Source organism: Dyadobacter sp. SRI_021, from assembly GCF_057586235.1.
Genome location: NZ_JBYCZM010000001.1, coordinates 162,592 through 184,979, shown reverse-complemented (window position 1 = coordinate 184,979; position 22,388 = coordinate 162,592). Strand labels below are relative to the sequence as shown.

The 22,388-nt window shown below is 49.2% G+C and carries 20 protein-coding genes; 11 read left to right on the top strand and 9 right to left on the bottom strand.

Annotated elements, in window-relative coordinates:
* Window position 1 precedes the first annotated feature (1 nt).
* Complete coding sequence (locus AC2YIT_RS00670) at window positions 2-2,287, bottom strand: Rv1355c family protein (protein WP_487277932.1); 2,286 nt, start codon at window positions 2,285-2,287, stop codon at window positions 2-4.
* Window positions 2,288-2,674: 387 nt separating this feature from the next.
* On the opposite strand from AC2YIT_RS00670, the gene AC2YIT_RS00665 reads away from it, so the two are divergent.
* On the top strand, window positions 2,675-3,139 hold the full coding sequence (locus AC2YIT_RS00665; protein WP_019940883.1) for a response regulator: 465 nt from the start codon (window positions 2,675-2,677) through the stop codon (window positions 3,137-3,139).
* Window positions 3,140-3,142: 3 nt separating this feature from the next.
* Here the strand turns inward: AC2YIT_RS00665 and AC2YIT_RS00660 are convergent, their stop codons facing one another.
* On the bottom strand, window positions 3,143-3,316 hold the full coding sequence (locus AC2YIT_RS00660) for a hypothetical protein (RefSeq protein ID WP_487277931.1): 174 nt from the start codon (window positions 3,314-3,316) through the stop codon (window positions 3,143-3,145).
* Between the two features lie 140 nt (window positions 3,317-3,456).
* On the opposite strand from AC2YIT_RS00660, the gene AC2YIT_RS00655 reads away from it, so the two are divergent.
* Both AC2YIT_RS00655 and AC2YIT_RS00650 read left to right on the top strand, forming a co-directional pair.
* Window positions 3,457-3,660: a hypothetical protein gene (locus AC2YIT_RS00655; protein WP_430843432.1), complete on the top strand. Its 204-nt coding sequence runs from the start codon at window positions 3,457-3,459 to the stop codon at window positions 3,658-3,660.
* Between the two features lie 156 nt (window positions 3,661-3,816).
* Window positions 3,817-4,929 (top strand): alpha/beta hydrolase, encoded by a 1,113-nt coding sequence (locus tag AC2YIT_RS00650; RefSeq protein WP_487277930.1) that lies wholly within the window; start codon window positions 3,817-3,819, stop codon window positions 4,927-4,929.
* On the opposite strand, the gene AC2YIT_RS00645 is transcribed toward AC2YIT_RS00650, so the two are convergent.
* A complete protein-coding gene (locus AC2YIT_RS00645) occupies window positions 4,926-6,083 on the bottom strand; it encodes an acyltransferase family protein (RefSeq protein WP_487277929.1) in 1,158 nt (385 codons plus the stop codon). The genes AC2YIT_RS00650 and AC2YIT_RS00645 overlap by 4 nt on opposite strands.
* 183 nt (window positions 6,084-6,266) lie before the next feature.
* Between AC2YIT_RS00645 and AC2YIT_RS00640 the strand changes: the two genes are divergently transcribed.
* Genes AC2YIT_RS00640 through AC2YIT_RS00630 form a run of 3 tightly spaced genes read left to right on the top strand, consistent with a single transcriptional unit; the run spans window position 6,267 to window position 8,271 of the window.
* Window positions 6,267-6,695, top strand: coding sequence for an SRPBCC family protein (locus tag AC2YIT_RS00640; protein ID WP_430843435.1), 429 nt, complete (start codon window positions 6,267-6,269; stop codon window positions 6,693-6,695).
* 40 nt (window positions 6,696-6,735) lie between these two features.
* A complete protein-coding gene (locus AC2YIT_RS00635) occupies window positions 6,736-7,047 on the top strand; it encodes a MerR family transcriptional regulator (RefSeq protein ID WP_188935454.1) in 312 nt (103 codons plus the stop codon).
* Window positions 7,048-8,271, top strand: coding sequence for a M20/M25/M40 family metallo-hydrolase (locus AC2YIT_RS00630; protein WP_487277928.1), 1,224 nt, complete (start codon window positions 7,048-7,050; stop codon window positions 8,269-8,271).
* A 113-nt stretch (window positions 8,272-8,384) separates the two neighbouring features.
* Here AC2YIT_RS00630 and AC2YIT_RS00625 read toward each other — a convergent pair whose 3' ends face one another.
* Window positions 8,385-8,900 (bottom strand): metallophosphoesterase family protein, encoded by a 516-nt coding sequence (locus AC2YIT_RS00625; RefSeq protein WP_430843437.1) that lies wholly within the window; start codon window positions 8,898-8,900, stop codon window positions 8,385-8,387.
* Window positions 8,901-9,181: 281 nt separating this feature from the next.
* On the opposite strand from AC2YIT_RS00625, the gene AC2YIT_RS00620 reads away from it, so the two are divergent.
* The 5 genes from AC2YIT_RS00620 (at window position 9,182) to AC2YIT_RS00600 (ending at window position 15,484) form a co-directional block, all read left to right on the top strand.
* A complete protein-coding gene (locus tag AC2YIT_RS00620) occupies window positions 9,182-11,983 on the top strand; it encodes a TonB-dependent receptor domain-containing protein (RefSeq protein ID WP_487277927.1) in 2,802 nt (933 codons plus the stop codon).
* 18 nt (window positions 11,984-12,001) lie between these two features.
* A complete protein-coding gene (locus AC2YIT_RS00615) occupies window positions 12,002-12,751 on the top strand; it encodes a GLPGLI family protein (protein ID WP_430843439.1) in 750 nt (249 codons plus the stop codon).
* Between the two features lie 196 nt (window positions 12,752-12,947).
* Window positions 12,948-13,835 carry an OmpA/MotB family protein gene (locus AC2YIT_RS00610; RefSeq protein WP_430843440.1) on the top strand — a complete coding sequence of 296 codons (888 nt, stop codon included), beginning with the start codon at window positions 12,948-12,950 and terminating at the stop codon, window positions 13,833-13,835.
* Between the two features lie 95 nt (window positions 13,836-13,930).
* Complete coding sequence (locus AC2YIT_RS00605; RefSeq protein WP_487277926.1) at window positions 13,931-14,884, top strand: threonine ammonia-lyase; 954 nt, start codon at window positions 13,931-13,933, stop codon at window positions 14,882-14,884.
* Window positions 14,885-15,004: 120 nt separating this feature from the next.
* On the top strand, window positions 15,005-15,484 hold the full coding sequence (locus tag AC2YIT_RS00600) for a hypothetical protein (RefSeq protein WP_487277925.1): 480 nt from the start codon (window positions 15,005-15,007) through the stop codon (window positions 15,482-15,484).
* Between the two features lie 77 nt (window positions 15,485-15,561).
* Here the strand turns inward: AC2YIT_RS00600 and AC2YIT_RS00595 are convergent, their stop codons facing one another.
* The 5 genes from AC2YIT_RS00595 to lpxK all read right to left on the bottom strand — a co-directional run bounded on the left by AC2YIT_RS00595 (window position 15,562) and on the right by lpxK (window position 22,371).
* A complete protein-coding gene (locus AC2YIT_RS00595) occupies window positions 15,562-15,702 on the bottom strand; it encodes a hypothetical protein (RefSeq protein WP_430843442.1) in 141 nt (46 codons plus the stop codon).
* Window positions 15,703-15,782: 80 nt separating this feature from the next.
* Window positions 15,783-18,689, bottom strand: coding sequence for a PD-(D/E)XK nuclease family protein (locus AC2YIT_RS00590; RefSeq protein WP_487277924.1), 2,907 nt, complete (start codon window positions 18,687-18,689; stop codon window positions 15,783-15,785).
* 19 nt (window positions 18,690-18,708) lie between these two features.
* A complete protein-coding gene (locus AC2YIT_RS00585; protein WP_487277923.1) occupies window positions 18,709-19,305 on the bottom strand; it encodes a MiaE family protein in 597 nt (198 codons plus the stop codon).
* Between the two features lie 21 nt (window positions 19,306-19,326).
* Window positions 19,327-21,306 carry a putative porin gene (locus AC2YIT_RS00580; protein ID WP_487277922.1) on the bottom strand — a complete coding sequence of 660 codons (1,980 nt, stop codon included), beginning with the start codon at window positions 21,304-21,306 and terminating at the stop codon, window positions 19,327-19,329.
* 24 nt (window positions 21,307-21,330) lie between these two features.
* Window positions 21,331-22,371 (bottom strand): tetraacyldisaccharide 4'-kinase, encoded by a 1,041-nt coding sequence (gene lpxK, locus AC2YIT_RS00575; RefSeq protein WP_487277921.1) that lies wholly within the window; start codon window positions 22,369-22,371, stop codon window positions 21,331-21,333.
* Window positions 22,372-22,388: the final 17 nt, after the last annotated feature.

The window sequence follows — 22,388 nt, the reverse complement described above, 5'->3', positions numbered from 1 at the left end:
GTTATGGGTTTACAATAAATAGCGTTTCGTTTAACGGCAATCGGTAACTCTTGATCCCGGGTTTTTCCGCTTTTGCAATCTTAAACAAGAACACCTCTGCCGCGTCCTCTCCAAACGGTACAAGTTCCATGAATCTCTTTCTTAAAGTACGTAATCTCGCAGCTTCCGCTTCATCGAGGCCTGCATTGTCGCCCTTCGTAATGCGGGGAAACAAATAAAACGGGGAAATTAATGGATGGATCGCAAATTGCAACTGTTCGGCCCGAAGCCACAGGCGTTGCATGGCTATTCCGCCCAGGAAAAAGTCCTTGTAACTGTACTTCGGCATGGTGATCATCCCCAGGGCAGAGGCTGTACTGACCGATCTTAGCGCCGCGTCTACCAGCGCACCGCCTCCCTGCACGCCTTTCAATGTCTGGGAAATTTCCCGGTCGCGGATGATCGAAAGCGCGGCTATCTGCGCATTGTTGAGCCCGAGTGTCCGTACGTCGATCCCGTCTCTGGATAATTCGGCTTCGGCAGGCGACCATTTCATTTCGCGGTGCACGAAATCGTAGTGTCCTTCCGGGTTCAGCAGGCGCACCCGATCGCATTCGCCTATGATCTCACCGATGGCCATAATATCCTGTTTGTCGGAAAAGTAATGGAATTCCGCTCCCGCGACGCTTTCGGCTGCGTCCTTTAATTGATGAACGACTGCTTCCGGAATTTCTACCGGCGTTGAGGGGTTGCGGTTCGTGCAACGTTCGTAGATCACGCCGACGGCCTCCGGGGCGTAGACCGGTTCGGTACCGTTTGCGTCGTTATGCTGAAAATCGATCGCTGCGATGAGTGGTGAATCCTCGCCCAGCGGGAAAATTTCGGCTTTTACGCCAAGCCCGGCCTCATGAGCCTTTAATAATATATTCTCGTAGGAAGCTCCGAAGGAAATGTTGGAAGCGATTTGGTCGAAATCACCGAAAGAGAACGAACGAAAACGGTCGTGGAAAAGGAACAGCCTGCCGTGGTGGTAGAGCCATTTCCAGGGCTGGTCGTTCCCCGTGGAAGGAGCCTGGCAGGCAGCATTCACAATGTCGGCCAACACGTTTTCCGGGATAGCTACTGTCTGTTTTTGAGGTAACGAATCAGCTATACGAACCGCTTCGGTGAAGTCGAAAGGAGCATGCGGGTTATGCCTGAAATAGCCCTGGGACTTCTCCGATTTATCGCCGACGAGTTCTTCCAGATCAATATAGTACCTGCCCGACTCATGGAACTGGTTAAGCAGGATGCGTCGGCACACGTCCGTCACAACACCGCCTCCGAGCGTCACCGCGCTGGCCAGCTGCGGCCAGGTACCGATACTCTGACCGATTTCGACGAGTGAGACCTTGCCTCTTTTGGAGCCGTTGATTGCATTCACGATCCGAAGCACGAGCGGAAGCCGGTCTTCTTCGGAAATATGTTCGAATTTGTCCAGCGGGAGCCCTTGCAAATAACCGTGGAAAATGGGCCGCTCCGGCTCCGTGTCAAACCGCTCAACGTCGAGCATGCCGCGGTCGCTGGTTTCCATCACAACCGGAATACTGAGCTGCGCCGCACGGATACGCGCGCTTATTTTCAGTGCAATATCGTCGCATTCGTCGACCAGGATATCAAGTTTCCCACCATCGAGCAGGAAACCATCCAGGTTCTCCCGGGTAATACCGTCAGGAAAGCATTCGATGTCCAGGAAGGGGTCGATTTCGGCTATCTCCCGGGCGGTCACGATGCATTTGTTGACGCCGATGTTGTGAAGCCCTGTACGTATACGATTGAGGTTGCTGAGTTCAATCGTGTCAAAATCAGCCAGTTTCAGTTTCCCGCACGCCCGTTCAGTGGCAATGCTCAGCGCCACAGAATGCCCCACAGATAGTCCGATAATGCCTATTGAGCGTTTGGAAAGGTGCAGCTGCTCATCGGGCGTGATTTTGTATTGGTTACGGCTTGTCCTGAGTTCAATGAATTCCGCTTCATCGACCAGGTGCAAGAGTCGTTCCGACCATGGATAGTATACCCATACGCCCTCGGCATCAGTATCCTTACCCTCGGCCCATTCGCGGTATCTTTGTTCTGTTTCCGCGGCATTGAGCCGTTTTTTGGGATGCCTGATCCGAATGAGTTCTTGTTTCTGGGAAGCAAACAAATCCAGAATGGTTTTGCCGCGATAGTCTTCAATGAAGGAGAGGAAACTTGTTTTATCTGCGTGGCGCTCTTTGGAGATGAAAACCGGTTTGTAGATATAGTTGATCTCTATGTTATGGTGCATTTTAGAATAATTGTGAAGCCTGTCCTTCTATGGGCCGTGGCCGGATTTAACAAATCACAAAATTGTGCCGATCTTCGTATAAAATTCACCGGACCGGCTATCGCATAGCCTGAATCTCGTATATTCACGCATTTTTACTCGCTTCAATAATTACACAAATTGCTGAATTTATTTTTGTAAAACTAACCTCTGGTTCAATGGGGGACAAAATATTTGGACGTATGCGTGTAAAATTCCCTTATTAGCAGAAGCTTGCGCTTATGCATTGTGTGAAAAATTTGTCGAAAGTGCCGTGGCTGTTGATGCGAATATAGAATTAATATTATAATATTATCAATTAGTTCGGGGTGGACATCTCCTTACCCTGTCAAGCACCAAGTATTCAGAATGGAAAAAGGAAAAATAAGCGTACTGTATGTGGATGATGAAATCAACAACCTCAACTCATTCAAGGCCGCTTTCAGAAGAGACTTCAACATTTTAATTGCAACTTCGGGAAGAGAAGGTCTCGAACTTTTGAAACACAACGTCGTGCATGTGATCATTACCGATCAGCGCATGCCGGAGATGACGGGTGTGGACTTTCTGATAGAAGTGTTAAAGGATTACTCCGATCCCGTGCGCATCCTGCTTACGGGTTATACCGATATTACCGCAGTGATCGACGCTGTAAATAAGGGACATATCTACTATTATCTCAATAAACCCTGGGACGAACAGCAGCTACGCATTATCATCAAGAATGCCTACGAAATCTTCCACTTGCGGGAAGAAAACAAGGAATTGATCGAAAAGCTGATTGACGTCAACGGTCAGCTCGAATTCCTGCTCCGGCAAAACCTGCTTTCGTAGGCCTTAGCGCGATGTGTATTTTCTCCTGACCAGGCTTTTGATCCCGGCTGCCGATGGCCGGGAGCTGCGGAACATGTATGTCAGTACCGAAAAGGCGGACGAAAATGCCACCGCCAGCAAGAGTATCACTGCGAAAAGAAGGTTGCCGATTACTTTGAGAAAAATGATGATATCCATGACTTCATATAGTGGGTGATTGCCAACGCCTTGTAAAAACCATACCAAAAGCATTCTGACGCCTTGTTGGCTGGCTGGTGCTGGTATCTTTTTTGTAGATGGCCCGTCTGTTAAATCGACAAACTAAACGGGTATCAATCATGAAAAAGAGCATAGCCATTGGCATCATAACAGGGGTTGTCCTATTCCTGTTCGTGATCTCGTGCGGGAAGCGCATGCAGGCGGGTAACACGGAAAAAGAAGGTATGGCCAAAAAGAACAAAACCGAGGGGTATTTCTATCATCAGGCAGAGCAGGACACCACCAGGGATTCGAGTACCGTCAGAAAAAACATAAATAATTAAATCAATCGCACCGGGAATGGACACACTTAAAGCGAAAACAGCGTATTTTCGTGTACGGATTGCCGGGATAGCATAGAGACGGCCGGTATTCATTGTCCGGCCGTCTTTGCGTTACCACGAACCGGCAAACCCTATCAGAAATTATTGACCCTAAAAATGTTGAAACAATTTTACTGGACGTATGGTCTGGTGGTACTGATCGGGATGATTGTAAGCTGCCGTTACCCGGCCTCAGACCCGGGACCGAAAGGCGGCGATGACACGACGGTGCCTAATAAGCCCGATACCGTGATTATCGACACGATTCCGGCCAAGAACCCTGATTCTTCCCTTGCAAATACCGCCCGCTTTGGTGCTGATAAAATTTTTACCGACACCAATCTCAAAACCAGCGAGGGGGTTTTCGATACGGCAACCGATTATCGCGGAAAAGCCACAGAATTGAAATACAAGTTTGTCGCTCCCAATAACGATACCCTGCAGTACCGGCCTTTTGTGCTGATGGTACACGAAGGAGCATTTATTTTTGGGGATTTGGACAACGAAATGGGGATGGCCCGCGGGCTTGCACAGCGAGGTTATGCAGCGGCGTCGATCAACTATCGCCTTGGATTCAACGGGGCGAGCGAAGGTTTCGCTTGCGGAGGCAACAGCCAGGAAGCAGTGCGTGCAGTGTACCGCGCCGTGCAAGATACTTATGCCGCGATCCATTACTTCGTGGACCGTGCGGAAGAGTTCGGTATCGATACACGCCAGATCATGCTGGCAGGCAGCAGCGCCGGAGCTATTACCATCACAGCGTTGGTTTACATGAATGAAGCGGATTTCGAGGCACTTGCACCAGGCATTACCAAGGCATTGGGCCGTCTCGATCCCCAGGCTGAGGACAGTCCTTTCCGGGTGCGGGCGCTGCTTACAAAGATGGGTTACGGGATATTCCGAAGCGAGTATATTAATGCGTCGAACGCCATGCCGACGGTCTTTTTCCAGCGAATAGGGGATAATGTGTTACCGTATTATGGCGGTACTTTCCTTTCGTGTCCTACCTATCCGGGGATGGTAGGCGCGAAAGTCGCTTCGGATCAGCTGAAAAAGTTTAAAATACCATTTGAACTGAACTTCGAAAACCTGGAAGGGCATCAGCTCAGCTATCCGGAGGAATATGTGGTGGGGCGTTATGCCGGTTTCATGAAACGGCTGTGGTCGCAGAATCCGCGGCAGATCACCAACAACGGCTATAAAACCGTGGAAGATGTAAAACTCCGTTAGACCTGGTTGCTTGCGTGCTTTTTCACGGGCAGCTGCTTGCTTTTACGAAGCCATTGGCTCAGGTAGGAGGTGAGTTTTACTTCAATATATTCATAGGAAATACGTGAACCGATAAGTGTCAGAGCCAGCGATAACAGGAACATCGCCGTGCCTTCGCTGTAAACCGGAAAGCCCAGCTTGCGGAACAGAAAACCAAGTCCTACGACGATGGGAACGTGCAAGAGGTAAATCGAAAACGACATATCCCCTAAACGGACGAGCCACGGCGGGAATTTCTGAATGCGTTCCTGATAATGAAATACGAATGCCGCAAAAACGAGCGTGGATCCGAGTCCCCATTCCAACGGTCCGAATCCGCCCAGGAAGCCTGAAAGGAATTGCCATATAGCGAGGCAAAGGACCGTAGGCGCAACCATTTTGATGGAAAGCAATGCGCGGATCCGCTCATGCATCGAATTATGGTAATAGGCCAGTCCCAGGAATACGCCGCATACAAAGTTCCAGATAATCGGGTTGGTGATCATATTAAGGTACGGCGCCCCTAGATTCTGCATTTTATCCGCTTTTAAAGTAAAAACCCCATAATAGGCCGGAATGCCTGCCAGCGTAACCGCGATCATCAGGAAGAACGCATACCAGCGGAGGCGCGAAAAAAGCATCGAAATGGCGATCAAAAGATAGAAATAGATCTCATAGTTGAGGCTCCATCCTACATTGAGCGTGGCATAGCCGTAAAAAGGCGCCGGTGTATTGGATAAAGGAATAAAGAGCAGGCTGCGCAAAAGTTCGGACGCCCATTCGGGGTTGGGTGACATGCGGCTGTGAAGCAGGCAATATGCGAGGGTAATGATCGCGTACGCAGGCCAGATGCGGATGAGCCGCTTGGCGATAAAGCGGAAAATACTCCCCATCGACGGCACGGTATTGCGGGTGATATACACCATAATGAAACCGCTGATCACGAAAAATAGGCTTACCCCGGCCGGGCCGGATCCCGCAATGAAATCAATTTCTTTCCGGAAAGGGGCGTCACCGGGGATCACGTCTTTTAAATGATAAATCGTGACGTACAATGCAGCAATGCCCCTCAAAACCTGAATGCTGTCTAATTTGGATTCACGAGTGACGCGGCCCGGGCCTTGTTCCTGTCCCATTCCGATGAGAATTGATAAGTTATTTGTTCGTTTTTGAATACTTTGACACCGAAATAGCTCGAACCGTGTCAGCGGGGAAAGATAGCAAAAAGTGCTTTTCCTTCACAATAAGTAAAAATATCAGTACCCCTGATACGGCACAGTTTTTTCGATGTCTGGAAGAATAAAACAAAATATCTTTTTATGGCACAGGAGCTTACCGTCAGCAAGAAAATTACCATTGAAGCACCTGTGGCGAAGGTGTGGGAAGTGTTGATAGCCCCTAAATATATCCGGCAGTGGGACGATCTCCCGAACGATTTCGAAGATTACTATCTCGAATACGGAAAAGTAATCGATTGGTCGGGGATGACGCGGCTTACGGTCACGGGGTACGAGCCGAACAAGCTGCTCATTTTTTCGCTTTATGTATCGAAATGGGAGCACCCCCCTTCATACTACGATATCGCTTACCGTTACAGACTGGCAGAAGAAGGGGAAACAACGCTCCTGGAACTGGAAATAGGCGATTTTTCGGTGTTGCCGGACGGGAAGGATTATTACGCATCCTCGGAGGAATTTGCGGAGATGGCACTCGAAAAAATCAAAAATTTGTCGGAAAACCGGGTTTAACAGCGGGCACGATTATCTTTGTAATAACCGCTTTGAACTTATGGAACCCAATACCAAATTATACTACGACACCAACGAAGTTGCTGAAATGGTAGGCTGTGAGCCTTCCGCTCTACGCTTCTGGGAAAAGAAATTTCCGCAACTCAACCCCAAACGCGATTCGCGAAACCGCAGGCGCTACACCGAGCGCGACATCGAGATTATCCGCAAAATCATGCACCAGCGCGATAAGCAGGGCCGTACCATCAAGGGCACGCGCGAGCAGTTGCGCCGCAAGGAAGAAGCCCAGCTGTTGATCCAACGTCTTATGCGGGTAAGGAAATTTTTGACGGATATTCAGGAAGTACTCTAAATGAAATACTTTTTTCCGGCCGTAATCGCACTGGCGTGCGCTTCACCGACTTTTGGGCAGCGGTTTCAGACCGCGCCGATCCGTAAGCACATTGAATATCTTGCTTCCGATGACCTCGAGGGCCGCGGAACGGCCAGTCTCGGGGAGGTGCGTGCGGCCAATTACATTGCTGCCGCTTTCAAAGAAATCGGTTTGAAGCCCGCGGGGACAAAAGGGTATTTTCAGCCGTTTGATGTCTCATTTGCGATCGACGGCGAGGCCCATGACCTGACCGGTCGGAATGTGGCCGGTTTTCTGGACAACGGTGCTGCCAAAACCATCGTAATAGGCGCGCATTACGACCATTTAGGCAAAGGCTTTCAGGGGAGCTCGCTTTCACCCGACAGCAAGAACAAAATCCATAACGGGGCTGACGACAATGCTTCGGGAACTGCCGGTGTGCTGGAACTGGCACGGTTCTTCGCAGGTAATAATGTGAAAGAGAGGCATAATTACCTGTTCATCACGTTTTCAGGGGAAGAGCTGGGATTGCTGGGTTCCAAGCATTATGTCGAAAAGCCGACGCTTCCGTTGAACACCTTCTCGGCCATGATCAATATGGATATGATCGGCCGGCTGGATGCGCAGAAAGGCATTATTATATCAGGGTGGGGCACGAGTAAAGTCTGGGGAAAACTGATCCCGGATCTGGCCAAACGTCAGAACTTGAAATATACCGTTGACTCGTCAGGGGTGGGAGCATCGGACCATACTTCGTTCTACCTGAAAAATATCCCGGTGGTACAGTTCTTCACCGGAGCCCACGGCGATTACCACAAAATATCCGACGATCCGGACAAGATCAATTACGAAGGTGAAGCCAGCATACTCACGTTGATATCCGGGTTGTTGGAAAGCCTGGACAAAGAACCTGCAGAACCGGAGTTCCTCACGGCCGGTAACCCGCATTCCGGAAATACGACCAGCAATTTCAAGGTAACACTCGGGGTCATGCCCGATTACAGCTACACCGGAAAGGGTTTGAAGATCGATGGCGTATCAAAGGCACGGCCAGCCGAAAAGGCCGGGATACTTGTCGGAGATGTCATTACCAGGCTGGGCGGTGAGCCGATCGGCACCATCTATGATTACATGGAAATCCTCGGGAAACACGAAAAAGGGCAGACCGTCGAGGCAGAATTGCTGCGTGGGAGCGAAACGAAGGTAGTTAGGGTGACGTTTTGAATGAATGAATTTTGAATGACTGAATGATTGAATAGGTCCAGGGAATTTGTAACCTGACTTTCAAATGATTGTAAAGTCCCCTCTATTATTCGGTCATTCAATCATTCACTCATTCAATCATTAATTATCGCCCCCCGCTTACCTAGTTCAATCGCTTCCATCTGGCTGATCAGTCCTTCATGCAGGTTGAAACGGAGCAATGTTCGGAATTTATGAAACCCTTCGCGCCCCGCAGCCCCCGGGTTGATATAGAGCATATTATTCAAAGACTTGTCGCGGATCACCCGAAGAATGTGGGAGTGGCCGCACACAAAAATGTCCGGTGTATTTGACTTCAATGTTGGCATTACCTGCGGGTTATAACGCGGTGGTGCGCCGCCGATGTGTGTGATCCACACGCGAAAGCCTTCCACTTCGAAATGCAGGTTTTCATATGTGAGTGCGCGAACCTGAGGCGTATCGATATTTCCAAAAACAATACGGGTAGGCTTAAATGCCTGTAACTGGCTCACGATCTCCGCCGAGCCTATATCGCCTGCGTGCCATATTTCGTCGCAATTGGCAAAATGATCGAAAACGCGTTCATCCAGGTAGCCGTGTGTGTCTGATATTACTCCGATACTTTTCATTTCAAGCTAAAACTATAACAACTAGAGGGCAAATATGGTCAATGAAATCCAGCCAGGAATAATTTAACAAAAAATTTATCGAATTAAAGTAACTTATATATACCAAAAAGAGTACTTTCACAGTTGTTATTCTTAATAAAAGTTAAATATTTCTCAATTCGATATAAAATCACGTTTTAACTATATTTTTAGTTGTAAACTTGGTTTGCATTCTCTATAATTGCAAAAATGTAATACCTCAGTTACAAACCTCTACTCACATAACCACCAAAAAACTAGCCTTGAAAAAAATCCTACTTCTGTTATGGTTATGCCTTCCTATGCTCGCTGCGCACGCGCAGACCGGAGGGCGATTTACGTTAAAAGGAACCGTCACCGATACCTCCGGGACGATATTACCCGAAGCGACGATCATGTTGCTGTTGCCTAAGGACTCCTCGCTCGTCAATTTCGGAAGGACCGCCAAAGACGGGTCATTCGAAATGAAGAACCTTAAACGTGCAACTTACATTTTTAAAGTATCCTACGTGGGTTATGTACCTTATCAGGAGATAATAGATCCTAAAAATCAGGAAGTTGTCGATATTGGAAAGGCTAGAATGAAGGTCCTGCAAAAGGAATTGTACGAAGTGGTAATCAAAACCGCCAGGGCACCGCTGAGTATACGTGGGGACACGGTCGAATTTGACGCCAAGGCATTTAAGGTACCTCCGGGCTCATCGGTAGAAGACCTTCTGCGTAAGCTCCCGGGCGTACAGGTGGATGGCGACGGTAACATCCGGGCACAGGGCGAAGAGATCAAACGTGTAACGGTAGACGGTAAGCGCTTTTTTGGCGACGATCCCAAAATGGCCACGAAAAACCTCCCGGCTGAGGCTATTAACAAAGTACAGGTTTTTAATGGTAAGACAGAGCAGGCCAAAGCGACCGGTGTGGACGATGGCAAGCGGGAGAAAACCATGAACCTGGAATTGAAGGACAGCCATAAAAAGGGCGGCTTCGGTAAGGCCGTTGCGGGTGTTGGAACGGACTCGCGGCTCGAAGGTAAGGTGAGCTACAACCGTTTCGATGAAAAACAGCAATTCGCCGTGCTTGGATTTGGAAACAATACCAACCAGTCGGGTATCGCGCGGAATGATTACCAGGACTTCAAGGGCAGCCAGTCGTTCAACTGGGGCGATGACGGTGATTTCGGTTTCAGCAGTGGCCGCTATTACGGTGGCGACGACATTACGATCCAGCCCAACTGGGGCGGACAAGGCTCGGAAGGTTTTACCAAAAACTGGGCCGGCGGTGCCAACTATAACTTCGATACCAAGAAAACCAAGCTGAGTACCAGCTATTTTTATAACTCGACGCGCTCGGTTACGGACGTCGAGACTAGCTCCGAGAACTTCCTCACCAATGATTCCTATATCACGGCAGGTAAAAACAAGACGCTTGGGTTTACGGGCAATCATCGTCCGGCATTCCGTTTCGAGCACAATATCGACTCGCTCAACACGCTGATCCTGATCAGCAACTCGCGGATCAACAGTGGAGATAATGAGTATTCGAGCGAAACGCAGTCCTATCGCAATGCGAATATGCTCACCAACCGGTCGGATGTGAAGAATCTGAGCGATTATAACTCGTTTGCCATGGCCAACCTGCTGTTGTACCGTCATAAGTTCAAGAAAAAGGGACGAAACTTTGCGGCCAGCGTAGGTTATAATATCAATAATTCCGATGAAGACCGCCGTCAAAACTCGGAGAACCTGTTCTTGCAGGATTCTACCAAGAATAGTGTCATCAACCAATTGCAGCAAACCGAGAGCACGCGGGGAAATTTTAAAGGAAGCTTGTCGTACGTAGAGCCTTTCGCCAAGAAGTTTTTCTGGGAGACTTTCTATAATTACAGCATGCGGAAAGACAAAGTCGATCGGGATGTTTTTGATGTCGAAGGTACAGAGGATAAAGTGAATCCGTTCCTGACGCGTTATTATACCAACGACTTCACCTTCAATCGTCTCGGAACCAGCGTGCGCTATTCACACAAGGGACTGAACCTCGCATTGGGACTCGCGGGCGTGCAGTTTGATCTGAAAGGCAAGTTCGCGCTCGATGAGTCGCAGCATAACATGACGCGTGTGGACAGGACCTTCAAAAAGCTGGTACCGAACGTTTCATTGAATTATAGTCTGAAAAACAACAAATACCTCTACGCCGAGTATGGGCTGAACGTACGCGAGCCGTCGATTACCGATTTGCAACCGATCGTGGACAACAGTAATCCGCTCTACATCGTGGAAGGTAACCCGGACCTGATCCCGCAGACGACGCACAATGCATATGCAGGTTTCAATATGTTCAACCCGGCGAGCTTCACCAACTTGTATATCAATGCCTATTACAATTATAATGAGGATCAGATCGTCTATAACCGGACCATCAATGCTGATCTGGTAACGACAACCAAGCCGATGAACATCAGCGGAGGAAACAATTATGGTACTTACATCGGTTTCGGGTTTCCGTTGAAGAAGACCAAGGCGACATTTGGGGTGAATACAGGTATTAACTTCAGTAATAACCTGACTTATATTAACAATGTCAAAAACGAGACGAATACAGATGGCTACAACTTTGGGGCACGACTGGATTTGACGCCGAGCGATGTGTTTACACTTTATACCAATGCAAACTGGAATATCAGTGAAACAAAGTATTCGATTAACACGAATCAGAACCAGAAGATCCTCAATGCGAATTACAATGCCGACATGAATATCAAGATGCCGAAAGAGATCTATTTCAACGGCCGTCTCAATTACCGGACTTATAAAAACGATCAGTTCGGTTTCAACCAGCAGGTGCCTATTTTGACGCTTTCGGTTTACAAATTGATCTTGAAAAACAAAAAAGGCGAAATCCGTCTTACTGCCAACGACGTGTTCAAAAGAAACCTGGGTATCAGCCAGAACACGAGTCAGAACTATTATTCCGAGCGTCGTGTGGCAACCTTGTCGCGGTATTTCATGCTGAGTTTTACCTATAATATGAGAGGTATGACGGCTTCCGTAAAACGCAGTGGATTCTATTAATTAGTTATAAACCAAGTCATGAGAACAATCAGAATATGGATATTCATGATGGCGATTGCATCCGCGCCATTATTTGCACAAAACCTGGAAGGCGAAATCACCTATGAAAGGGTGTATTACTGGACAAAAATCAACTCCCGTCTGAGCTTCCTGAGTAATGAAGAAAAGGACCGGATGAAGCAGACCTGGGGCAAAAACGACGAGTACAAGCAGAAAATGACCTTGTATTTCAATGAGAAACAGAGTTTTTACGGTTATCCCAAGGTCATTGAGAATGAACACGGCTGGTCGTGGTCCGAGGCGGATTACAAGATTTACCGCAATTTCGAGAAAGAGACCAGAACGGATATTATTGGCATGTTGGGCAAGACCTACGTGATAGAGGATTCGCTGAAAGCGCCGAGCTGGAAAGTGATGAACAAGATCAAGGAAGTGGCGGGGCACATGTGTATGATGGCCGTTACGGAGGATACGATCAAAGACCAAAAGATCACGGCCTGGTTCGCCAATGATCTGCCGGTCTCGGGTGGACCGGAAATGTACACCGGCTTACCGGGGATGATTCTCGAACTAGATATCAATGACGGCGATATTATTATCAGTGCCATCGATATTAAAATGAAACCGGTTGCCGCAGAGGATATTAATCTTCCGAAAAAGATAAAAGGGCGCAAAATTAACAACAAACAATACGAGGATATTGTGTCCGTACACATTCGCGACAGCATCAAGGCACGCAGGAACCCGTTCTGGTCGATGCCTTATTAGGTAAAATACTATATTACATTGTGAAAAAGGGAAAGTGTCGCTACGACATTCTTCCCTTTTTTTGTACTTTCGCGTTTTGAAAGCACCCCGGGCGGCGACTATTAATGTCTGTGGCTCGATTATTGATAGCGATCAGTGTAGTTACCAAATGTTTTACTTAACAGTGTTTATCTATTTTTAACAACCCTAGACGATTATGAAACAAACGCTTTTAGCCGTTGCTATGCTCTTTGTACTGGGCTCATGTGCCAGCAAGAAAAAATTGCTCTCAGCACAGAAGCAAGCCAATGAGATCCAAATCCAACTGGACAAAGCAAGAGCCGACCTGAATGATTGTGATAGCAGAACTGCTAGCTTGAATAATGATTTGAAGGCAAAAAACGACGAACTGACCAGCAAAAACGCGAAATTGAAAGAGCTGGAAGAACAGGTTGAATTCCTTAAAAAGAACAACAACAACCTTCTTGACCGTATGTCGGACCTTTCGGTAATCTCGAAAGAAGGCTCGGAAAGCATCAAGAAGTCACTTGCGATGATGGACCAGCAAGGTGCACAGATCCGCGATTTGAACAGAAGCATCCAGCACAAAGATTCTTTGAACATGGCGCTCGTACTGAACCTGAAACGTTCATTGGCTGATGTAAGCGATGAAGACGTTCAGATCGAAGTTAAAAAGGGCGTAGTTTACGTTTCCCTTTCCGACAAAATGCTTTTCCGCTCGGGAAGCTCCGTTATCAATTCCGCAGCTGATAACGTGTTGAGCAAGGTGGCGAAAATCCTGAACGACTACAAAGAAATCGAAATCCTGATCGAAGGTCACACGGATAACGTACCTATCTCAACAGATAAAGTAGCTGATAACTGGGACCTTTCCGTATTGCGCGCAACCGCTGTTGCACGTACGCTGCAAAAGAAATACGGTGTTGAGCCGGTTCGTATGATCGCTGGCGGCCGTGGAGAATATCTCCCCAAAGTGGCTAACGATTCAGCGCCTAACCGCAGCCTGAACCGTCGTACGGAAATCATCATTACGCCGAAATTGGATCAGTTCTTCAACCTTTACACGCCAAATGCTGGTAAATAAGGTAAACTGGTGAATTTTTCAGATGAGGGCCCGTCGGTAACAAGACGGGCCTTTTTCTTTTTATTATAGGAACGATTTTCATAATATACACCCATATGACAGGAACTGTACCTACCAGAGCAACCATTGAGGCGGCGCACGCGCTCGTCAAACCCTACATTCATCACACTCCCGTTTTCACTTCACAGTTTCTGAATGATCTGTCCGGCGCGGAACTGTATTTCAAATGCGAAAACCTGCAAAAGATCGGTGCATTCAAAGCGAGGGGAGGGCTGAATGCGGTGCTTTCGCTGTCGGAGGAGCAGCTCGGGAATGGCGTCATTACACATTCATCGGGGAACCATGCACAGGCGATCGCGTTCTCGGCGCAGAAGGTCGGGGCAAAATGTTATATCGTGATGCCTGACAATTCGCCGAAAGTCAAAATAGCGGCGGTGGAGGGTTACGGAGCAACGATTACTTTTTGTAAAAACACACCGGAAGACCGGCAACGGATGGTGGACGAGATCGTCGCTCGCACGGGGGCCACTTTTATACACCCATTCAATAACTACGAAGTGATTACCGGACAGGCAACCGCTGCGAAGGAGTTGATCGAGGACTTGGCCATGGCGCTGGATGCCATCGTTGCGCCGGTAGGAGGAGGGGGCCTGCTGAGCGGGACTGCGCTATCGGCTAAATATTTTTCCCCGCGCACGAAGGTATACGCAGGCGAGCCCGAGGGCGCTGCGGACGCCGTGCTGTCTTTCAGAAGCGATAAGATCGAAAAGGCACCCTATGTGAACACCATTGCGGACGGTCTGCTCACGTACCTGGGCGATAAAACTTTCCCGATCATCAAGGCTGAGGTGACTGATATTTTTACAGTTTCCGATGAGGAGATTGTTCAGGCAATGCGCTATTTGTGGGAGCGAATGAAAATCGTGGCGGAGCCTTCCGGTGCGGTATCTACTGCCGCTGTTTTGAAAAACAGACCTGTTTTTGAAGGTAAAAAGGTGGGTATCATTATTTCTGGAGGTAATGTCGACCTAGAAAAGCTGCCGTTTTGAATCAGTTTGAAATGAACAAATTATTGCCCCGATATGCGTATCCCGGGACGGTGCCGTTATAGTAGGAAATTTAGGATGCGTGTTTATATTTGAAATATTGTTTACTCTTAAAATTGAAGTATGAAAAAGCTGATTTTTTGCTGTCTGGTAGTTCTGATGGGCGCTTGCAAGGACGACAAGAAAGACCCTGAACCGGAAGTGGATTATGCAAAGGACCTGGTGGGCGTGTATGAAACCACTACAGTAGAAGGAGGGGTGTCGAGCAATCACAAGTGGGAGGTTACCACGGAAGTGAAAAACCAGTTGAGCATTAAGTATACCAAGAATTCTAAAGTGAGCGTACCGGGTTCGACGCTCGATCTGACACAGCAGTTTCCGTTGGTGGCCGTAAAAGTAACAGCGCAGGATACTTTTGAAATCAACGAGAAAGTGGATGTGGAACAGAATATCGGCGGCCCTTTGAATGTGCGGTTAAGTGGCATAGGTAACAAAAAAGTGAACTCGGGCGGGGTGCCGCAGATTGATATCACGCTCAAATTTTCGGAATCGAGTTCCGGGGCGGCCAACACGGAGCAATACCTGGAATTCAAAAAGAAATAAAGCATCTATAATGCAGCAAAAAGGCGGATGAGATTACTCACCCGCCTTTATTTTTTGAGAGGCATTTCGATTTGGTATTATAAGGATACTTCTTTGAAGTGCATTTGAAACTTGTCGAACAGGACAATCACCGGGAACGTAATGCCTACGATGAGGCAGGTGACGACAAAGGCCATTAGCCAGATAATGAAGAGGGTCAACTTTGCTGCAACGATCATACCGTAAACGTTTTTTTGAAAATGACCGCTTTGTTACGACAATGGTTGCAAGGCTTTGCGGGTATTTTTCAAGCGGCAATTTACCGCCCGCAGATGCCGGTGAAGTCGCAGAATTTGCAGGTTGTGAGGTCGTCGGTTTTGCTGAACGGGACGTCCGGGTCAAGCATTACATTGAGTATATCCGTCAAAATCACCTCCGATTTTTCGATGAATTCCTGCGGCGCCAGCTGCTCGGTAATTTCCAGTGGATTTGCAATGAGGTTTTTCGGATCACGGAACGAATAAAAGCCCGATTTGACAGCGTACTCGCCGAAATTGTAGGTCGTACCACGCAGTTTCAGGCCGTTTTCTTCCTTCATCCGGCGGTACATCAGGTATTCATAAATCCAGAGCTGGCGCACGTAACCCATTTTGCGGTCAGGATCGGAACGGATGACTTCTTCGCGGCCAACGGGATCGGCGAGTTTTTGTTTGCCGGTCAGTTCCACGCTGCCGGTCTTGTAGTCCATTACATACAAAGTCCCGTCTTCCGCCAATTCGATGCGGTCGATCTTTCCGCCTACGCGTACGGGCGTGTACGCGCCTTGCAGCACGAGCTGGATGCGCGTGTGCAGCGGCTGCTCGGCCGCGAGGATTTTCCTCCGGGGCTTTTGCGCCATATGATGGCGAAGAAAGGTCAATATCTGCTGCTCACCGATCTGATAATAAATGCGGTTGAGGCCGAGGTCGGTTACGTAGCCTTTGAAAAGCCGGTCGAATTCTTCGCGGAGCACGGTCGCAATCTGCTCTTCCGACGGGTCGTTGTCGAGCAGGAAAAATTCATGGTCGAGGCGTTCCAGAGATGCGTGCAGCCAGGTGCCGATTTTGTCCATACCGAGCTCTTCCTCGACCTCCTCTTTCTCTTTTACCCCGGCAATGTGTTTGAGATAAAACTGCATGGAGCAGCGGATAAACTCATTGAGGTGTGTAGGATAAATGCCCTTGCCGTCGAGGTAGGCGCGAATGGCTGCTATGAGCGCGTCGTCCTTATGTACTACTTCTTTCAGCTCCCGCTGCTGCTGTGCCTCGAAAACGACGGTTTTGTTCTCAATGCGGATCAGCGGGTTGTACTCCGCCAGTTCATACTCGATTTGCCTTACAAACCGGCTTTTTTCTCCTCCGCCAGGGGCGTCGTTAGTGCTCGTGTAGAGAATATGTACTTCCGAAGCGCGTTGCAGCAGCCGGTAGAAATGGTAAGACATCACCGCTTCCTGATGCTGGTGCGTAGGCAGCCCCACGGCCTGCGCTGCGTCGAACGGGATCAGCGAGTTCTGCCGCTTCGCCTGGGGAATAATGCCTTCATTGACGGACAATATAATAATCCGCTCGAAGTCGAGCGCGCGGGTTTCGAGCATCCCCATGATTTGCAGGTTACTGATCGGCTCGCCGCTGAAAGGAATGCGGGTTTGCCGGATCAGCTCGAACATAAACGATTTGAGCGTTCGCAGCGTGATCAGTTCCGCCCGCTCTTCGATCGTTTGCTCGAATTGTTTAAGTAGTGTGTAAAAAAGATAGAGATATTCTGTTTCCAGTGCATTCTTGTAATCCTTGTAAACCTCCCGCAAAAGCTCAATCAGCTGGTAAAACGAGCGGATCACCTGCTGGGCATTGTTTTTCTGCCAATGCGTGAAAAGGATCTGGAATAATGGATGATTGTCGCCCAGTGCGATCAGCTCTTCAGAGCTTAGGAATACCTGGTTGCTTTCGGTGATCTCGCGAAGCGTTCGCTGGATGATCGTTTGCCCGTCTTCGAGCGGAGTGAGCGCAACGTGCTCGTAATGCCTGATGAACGGGTGATTGAGAATCTTATCAATGGATTTATGCCCGAATCTCGGAACACGGATCATTTTGCCGCTCCGGGTCCGGAACTCCACCACGTTTTGCTGTAATTCAAAAATGCCGTCCACCAATGTGTAAAGCAGCGAATTGCGCATCGAAAGGCCCATGGTGACGTTCAGGTCACGCACTTCCTGGTCCAGCGAATATAACATAGGCAGGAGCAGGTTTTCATCGGCGAGGACAATAGCGGTAGGAATAGGAGCGTCGTCCGGATCGAAGCGCTTCATCTGCTGGTAAAGCTCTCCCGCGACTTTCGTTTGCAGGGTCGCATTGGGAACGCCGTAAATGGTAATGTGCTTTTCGGTCGAAAGCAGGTCGTCGCTGGTCCAGTTCCATTCCCCGAACTCCTTGCTCCGCTGGTACTCGCGGAGGCTCTTGCCGGCCTCCACCACGGTATTCTCCGACATATAATACCGGTCCGAATCCCACAGCACCTCGGCCTTTTTAGCCTTGATTAATGCAGTGACGATCGTCCGTTCAGAGGCGGTAAATGCATTGAAACCCGCAAAATAAATTCGTTCGCTTTCCGGTCGTGCTTCCGTGAGACTGCCGATGTCTTCGGCCAGCTCGCGGTAAGCCATTCCGCGGTAGGCCTTCCCTTTGGCGATCAGCCGCTGCCTGAATGACTGGTAAACCTTATTGATATTCTCGAAAAGGGAGAAATACTGTTTGGAACCGCCTTCTCCTTGCAGCGACTTGCCTTCCGGCAGGCTTTCCTGCCAGCGTGCCAGTGCGTGCGCTTCCGAGAGGTATTCGAACAGGAAATCGGTTTTGACGAGATACTGGTCGATTTTGTCGAGATCGCTCAGCAATACCGACGCCCAACCCATGAAGCGGTCGAACTGCACATCCGGGTCTATTTCCCGGAAAGTTTCGTACAAATCGAACAGCAGGTGTACCGGGTCCTCTATTTCCAGGCTGCAAATGCTTTCCACAAAATCGTCGATCGCCATAATGCCCGGGCTCATCATTGCCTCGCTGGTTTCGCTGGCCAGCTCCTGCATGAGGAAAAACGCAGCCCGCCGCGTCGGTACCACTATTTGCACATGATCGAGCGAGGTATGATTGGCCAGGATCCGTTTGGCGACGTGGTTCAGGAATGATGGCATCGGGATGCGGATCTAAATGTCAGTGAATGCGGTCGCCGCGCGGTGAGAGCGATTGCATGATTTCGGCTTCGGCGTGCAGCAGTTCTTTCCAGCGCGCCCTTACTTTCTCTGCCGGAACGTAAGTTTCGGCGAGTTCGAGAAAAGTGCGGTAATGCCCGGCTTCGGAAATCATCAGTTCACGGTAGAACTTTTGCAGTGATTCGTCTTCCAGGTTTTCCGAAAGCAGCTTGAAGCGTTCGCAGCTACGTGCTTCGATCAACCCGCAAATGAGCAATCTGTCGAGAAACATTTTGTTGGCGTCGCCTTTAGTAACGAGTTGCATGAGCTGGTTCACATACTCATCTTTCCGTTGCCGGCCAAGCGGGATTTTTCTTTTCTTCAATTCCTTCAAAACTCTCTGGAAATGCCCCCATTCTTCGGCTACGATGGGCGTAAGGGTTTCAACCAGTAATGCTTTGTCGGGATAATGCACGATGAGCGAAATGCAGCTGGAAGCAGCTTTTTGCTCACAATAGGCGTGGTCTATCAAAACATCGCCGATCTGCATGGAGGCAATGTCGGTCCAGCGGGGATCGGTCGGAAGTTCCAGCCCGAGCGTTGTGAGTGATGTAGCCATATTGGTCAAAAGTTTGTTCAGCTAGTCGAACATCGGCCAATTGATCCCGAACGAAAATGATCTTGCAAGGCCCAGGTAATCGGGCGTCACATAATACCCTTTCGGGAAAAGACCGAAGTTGCCGCCCTGGTTAAGATAAGACATTTTAAAGAATAACCTCACCCGTTTGATCCGCACATTGGCAAAACCGTCTACCACGACATTCTGGGCTAGCGTTGTGCTGTCTTGTAAATGAAATTGTTGCGTAATGGGCATATAAGCGTCCGCTAAATAGGACGAGCGGTAACGTGCCGCGAGACCGAGCTGGATGTAAAGCACTTTGGCATACACAAAATCAAAAGTAACCTCGCCGCTCGCGAAAACCGTCGGGATGCGCATAACGTCTTTGTTGTCGTTCAGGGTGAGATAACCCATGGTCGTGAAATTCCAGCGGTTGAGGTGAATACCGGAATTGAAGCCGAGGCGCAACAATCGGAAACCTGCATTAAGCTGCCGGGGCACGGCCGCGGTGTCATAGTAAATGTAGTCGTTGATCTGATGTATCTGCGCTTCGGGTACAAACTCTATTTTCTTCGTTTTCAGCACGAGCGATGCGAAGATGGTCTGGACCTTGGTAGGATCGAAATTGTTACGCCAGTCAAAATGGTTGTTCAGATAGCGCTGTACCAGCAGGTCGGGGGCCGTTTGGATACTCTGGAACCCGGCTTTTCCCCAGCGGGTATTCAGCTCGCCTTTCAAACGGTACTCCACGTTTTTGGCTAGGTTCAGATCGGCCTCGGCCGTCAGGTATTGTACCGAATCTTTCAGGTAATAACCCAGCCACGCGCCGATGATGTTGTCGAATTTAAGACCCGTGCGGTAAGTCGCATAAGGATCGCCCGTTTCGTTCTTCGATTGCGCCCCGCCGCGCATCCCGTAAAACCGCTGCCGAACATAGGCGCGGTAATTGAACCCTTCGTAAAAACCTTTGATCCCGACTTTATTGTCCAGCAGCTTGTAGTAAATATCCTGACGGGTTTGCTCGGTGCTGAATTTGGAGGCAGGATAAATCCCTTTTTCAAGTCCGCGGTCGATTTGCAGATCGGTATAATGGTCGATGGTACTCTGCAAATCGGCTTGCTGGAAGAGCTGGAACCCGTTGAGCAGCCGGTATTGCTGGTAAACGTGGAAAACGTGGCGTCGTTCCCAGGAATTGGCATTGTCGCTGATTTTGGCGGCACCGTCGTACGAATATTTGTCAACCACACCGTTTTCGACATTGGGTATTACACCGCCCTGTTCTGCCACCTTCATGTTCAAATGCCGGTAATGGGCGAGGATGAGGTACTTTTTATTTTTGGAAAAGAAACTGGTGTGCGCCAGGAAAGTCCAGTTCCGTCCGAGCAATGCCGCAGACGCGATGGAATTGGCAAAACCATATACTTTGTTGGAAGTCAGACGTGTAGCGCGTATCCCGAAGTTGAACCGGGAATGCACACTCTGGGTGTAGGCGAAAGTACCGAGCGAGGTCTTTTTGGGACCCGACATAAAATCCAGCTCGGTATGCTGCGATTTGGTATCTACATAAGCGACGTCTTCCTGTTTGATCGCATAGGCGTCATACACCCGGAGGCCGAGCTGTGTACCGATATCTTCGCGAGGCTGGAAAAACAGGTTGCGTGTGGCTGTAACGTTATTGCCGAGGTCGACCAGCTTGCCCCAGGCCTTATCCATCGGCATCCACCGGTGGAAGTTGGTCATGCCCGTATCTACGCGGTACCGTACCGAATCGCGGTTGTTGAGAATGTCGTGCTCGTAAAAATGCAGGGTCGAATGCGGGCCGTAGACGTTCTTGGTACTATCGTCGAGAATGGATTGTCCTCCGCCCCCGCGTGAACCTCCGCCTCCGCCGCCGCTCGGCATCCGGATATTGCCCGGAAGCTTCACCTGGCCGCTGGCTGTGGGGATGGTTAGAATGAAGCTGCATAAAACACACAGGAAGCTATATAAAACAATTCTCATAGAGGGAAACTCGTTCTGCCGTTTTCAAAACCGGTCGGTGGTCTGTGATGTGACCCATTGCGCGAAAACCTGTTCATCGTCCCCGAAATCGACGGAAACCGGAACGTATGCAAACCTTTCCGCACAGCCTTTTGCGACCACCAATGGTTTTAATTTGACCATATCCTTTTCAGTCGTGACCACAAAAGTATCGTTTTTTAGGTTCTTAATCAGGTCTTCGACGTCACTTGGCGTGTAATTGTGATGGTCCGGAAAAACCTTTTCATCTGTAACGCTGAATCGGGCAGCCAAATATGCGGCGAATGGCTGCGGATTTGCGATTCCGGCCGCCATTTTAACATTCTTTAACGCAACAGGCCCGCCTTCGTACGACTGCGGGTCATCGTAACGGGTGGTAGCGAAGAAAACCGGCACACCGGCGCGGGTATAGCGACGGATATTTTCAGCGATATGCTCTTTTTCCGAAACGGGAAGGTTTACCGGGCATTTGGTGACGATCAGGGCATCTGCACGCCTCGCACCATGCCGCCTTTCGCGCAACCGTCCGGCAGGGAAGGGATGGTCCTCGTAAAAGGGCCGGTTGTAGTCGTTCAGCAGGATATTGACGTCCCGCTGAATGGCACGGTGCTGGAATGCGTCGTCAAGCAGCAGTAGTTTGTTTTCGGGATAAAAATGAAGAATACTATCTGCGCCCTCGACCCGTTTTTCACAAACGGCCACTATGACCTCGTTTTGAAATTTACTATAAAACTGAAAAGGCTCATCGCCGATTGTCGCAGCAGAAGACGAGCTGTCTGCGAGCTTGAAACCTTTGGTTAGCCTACCATATCCGCGACTTAGTATGGCCGTCGGGATTTTGGGGGCAAAGTGCCGCGCAAGGTATTCGATGACCGGCGTTTTGCCTGTCCCGCCAACGGTTAGATTCCCTACCACGATTACTTTTTGTAGTACTTTTTCGGATTGCAATATGCCGTTGTCGAACAGAAAGTTACGTACATCTGTGACGGCGCCGTAGATCCACGAGAGGGGCAGCAATGCATTTTTTATCCAGGGCAGCTCTTTCATCCTGGTGCATAATTACG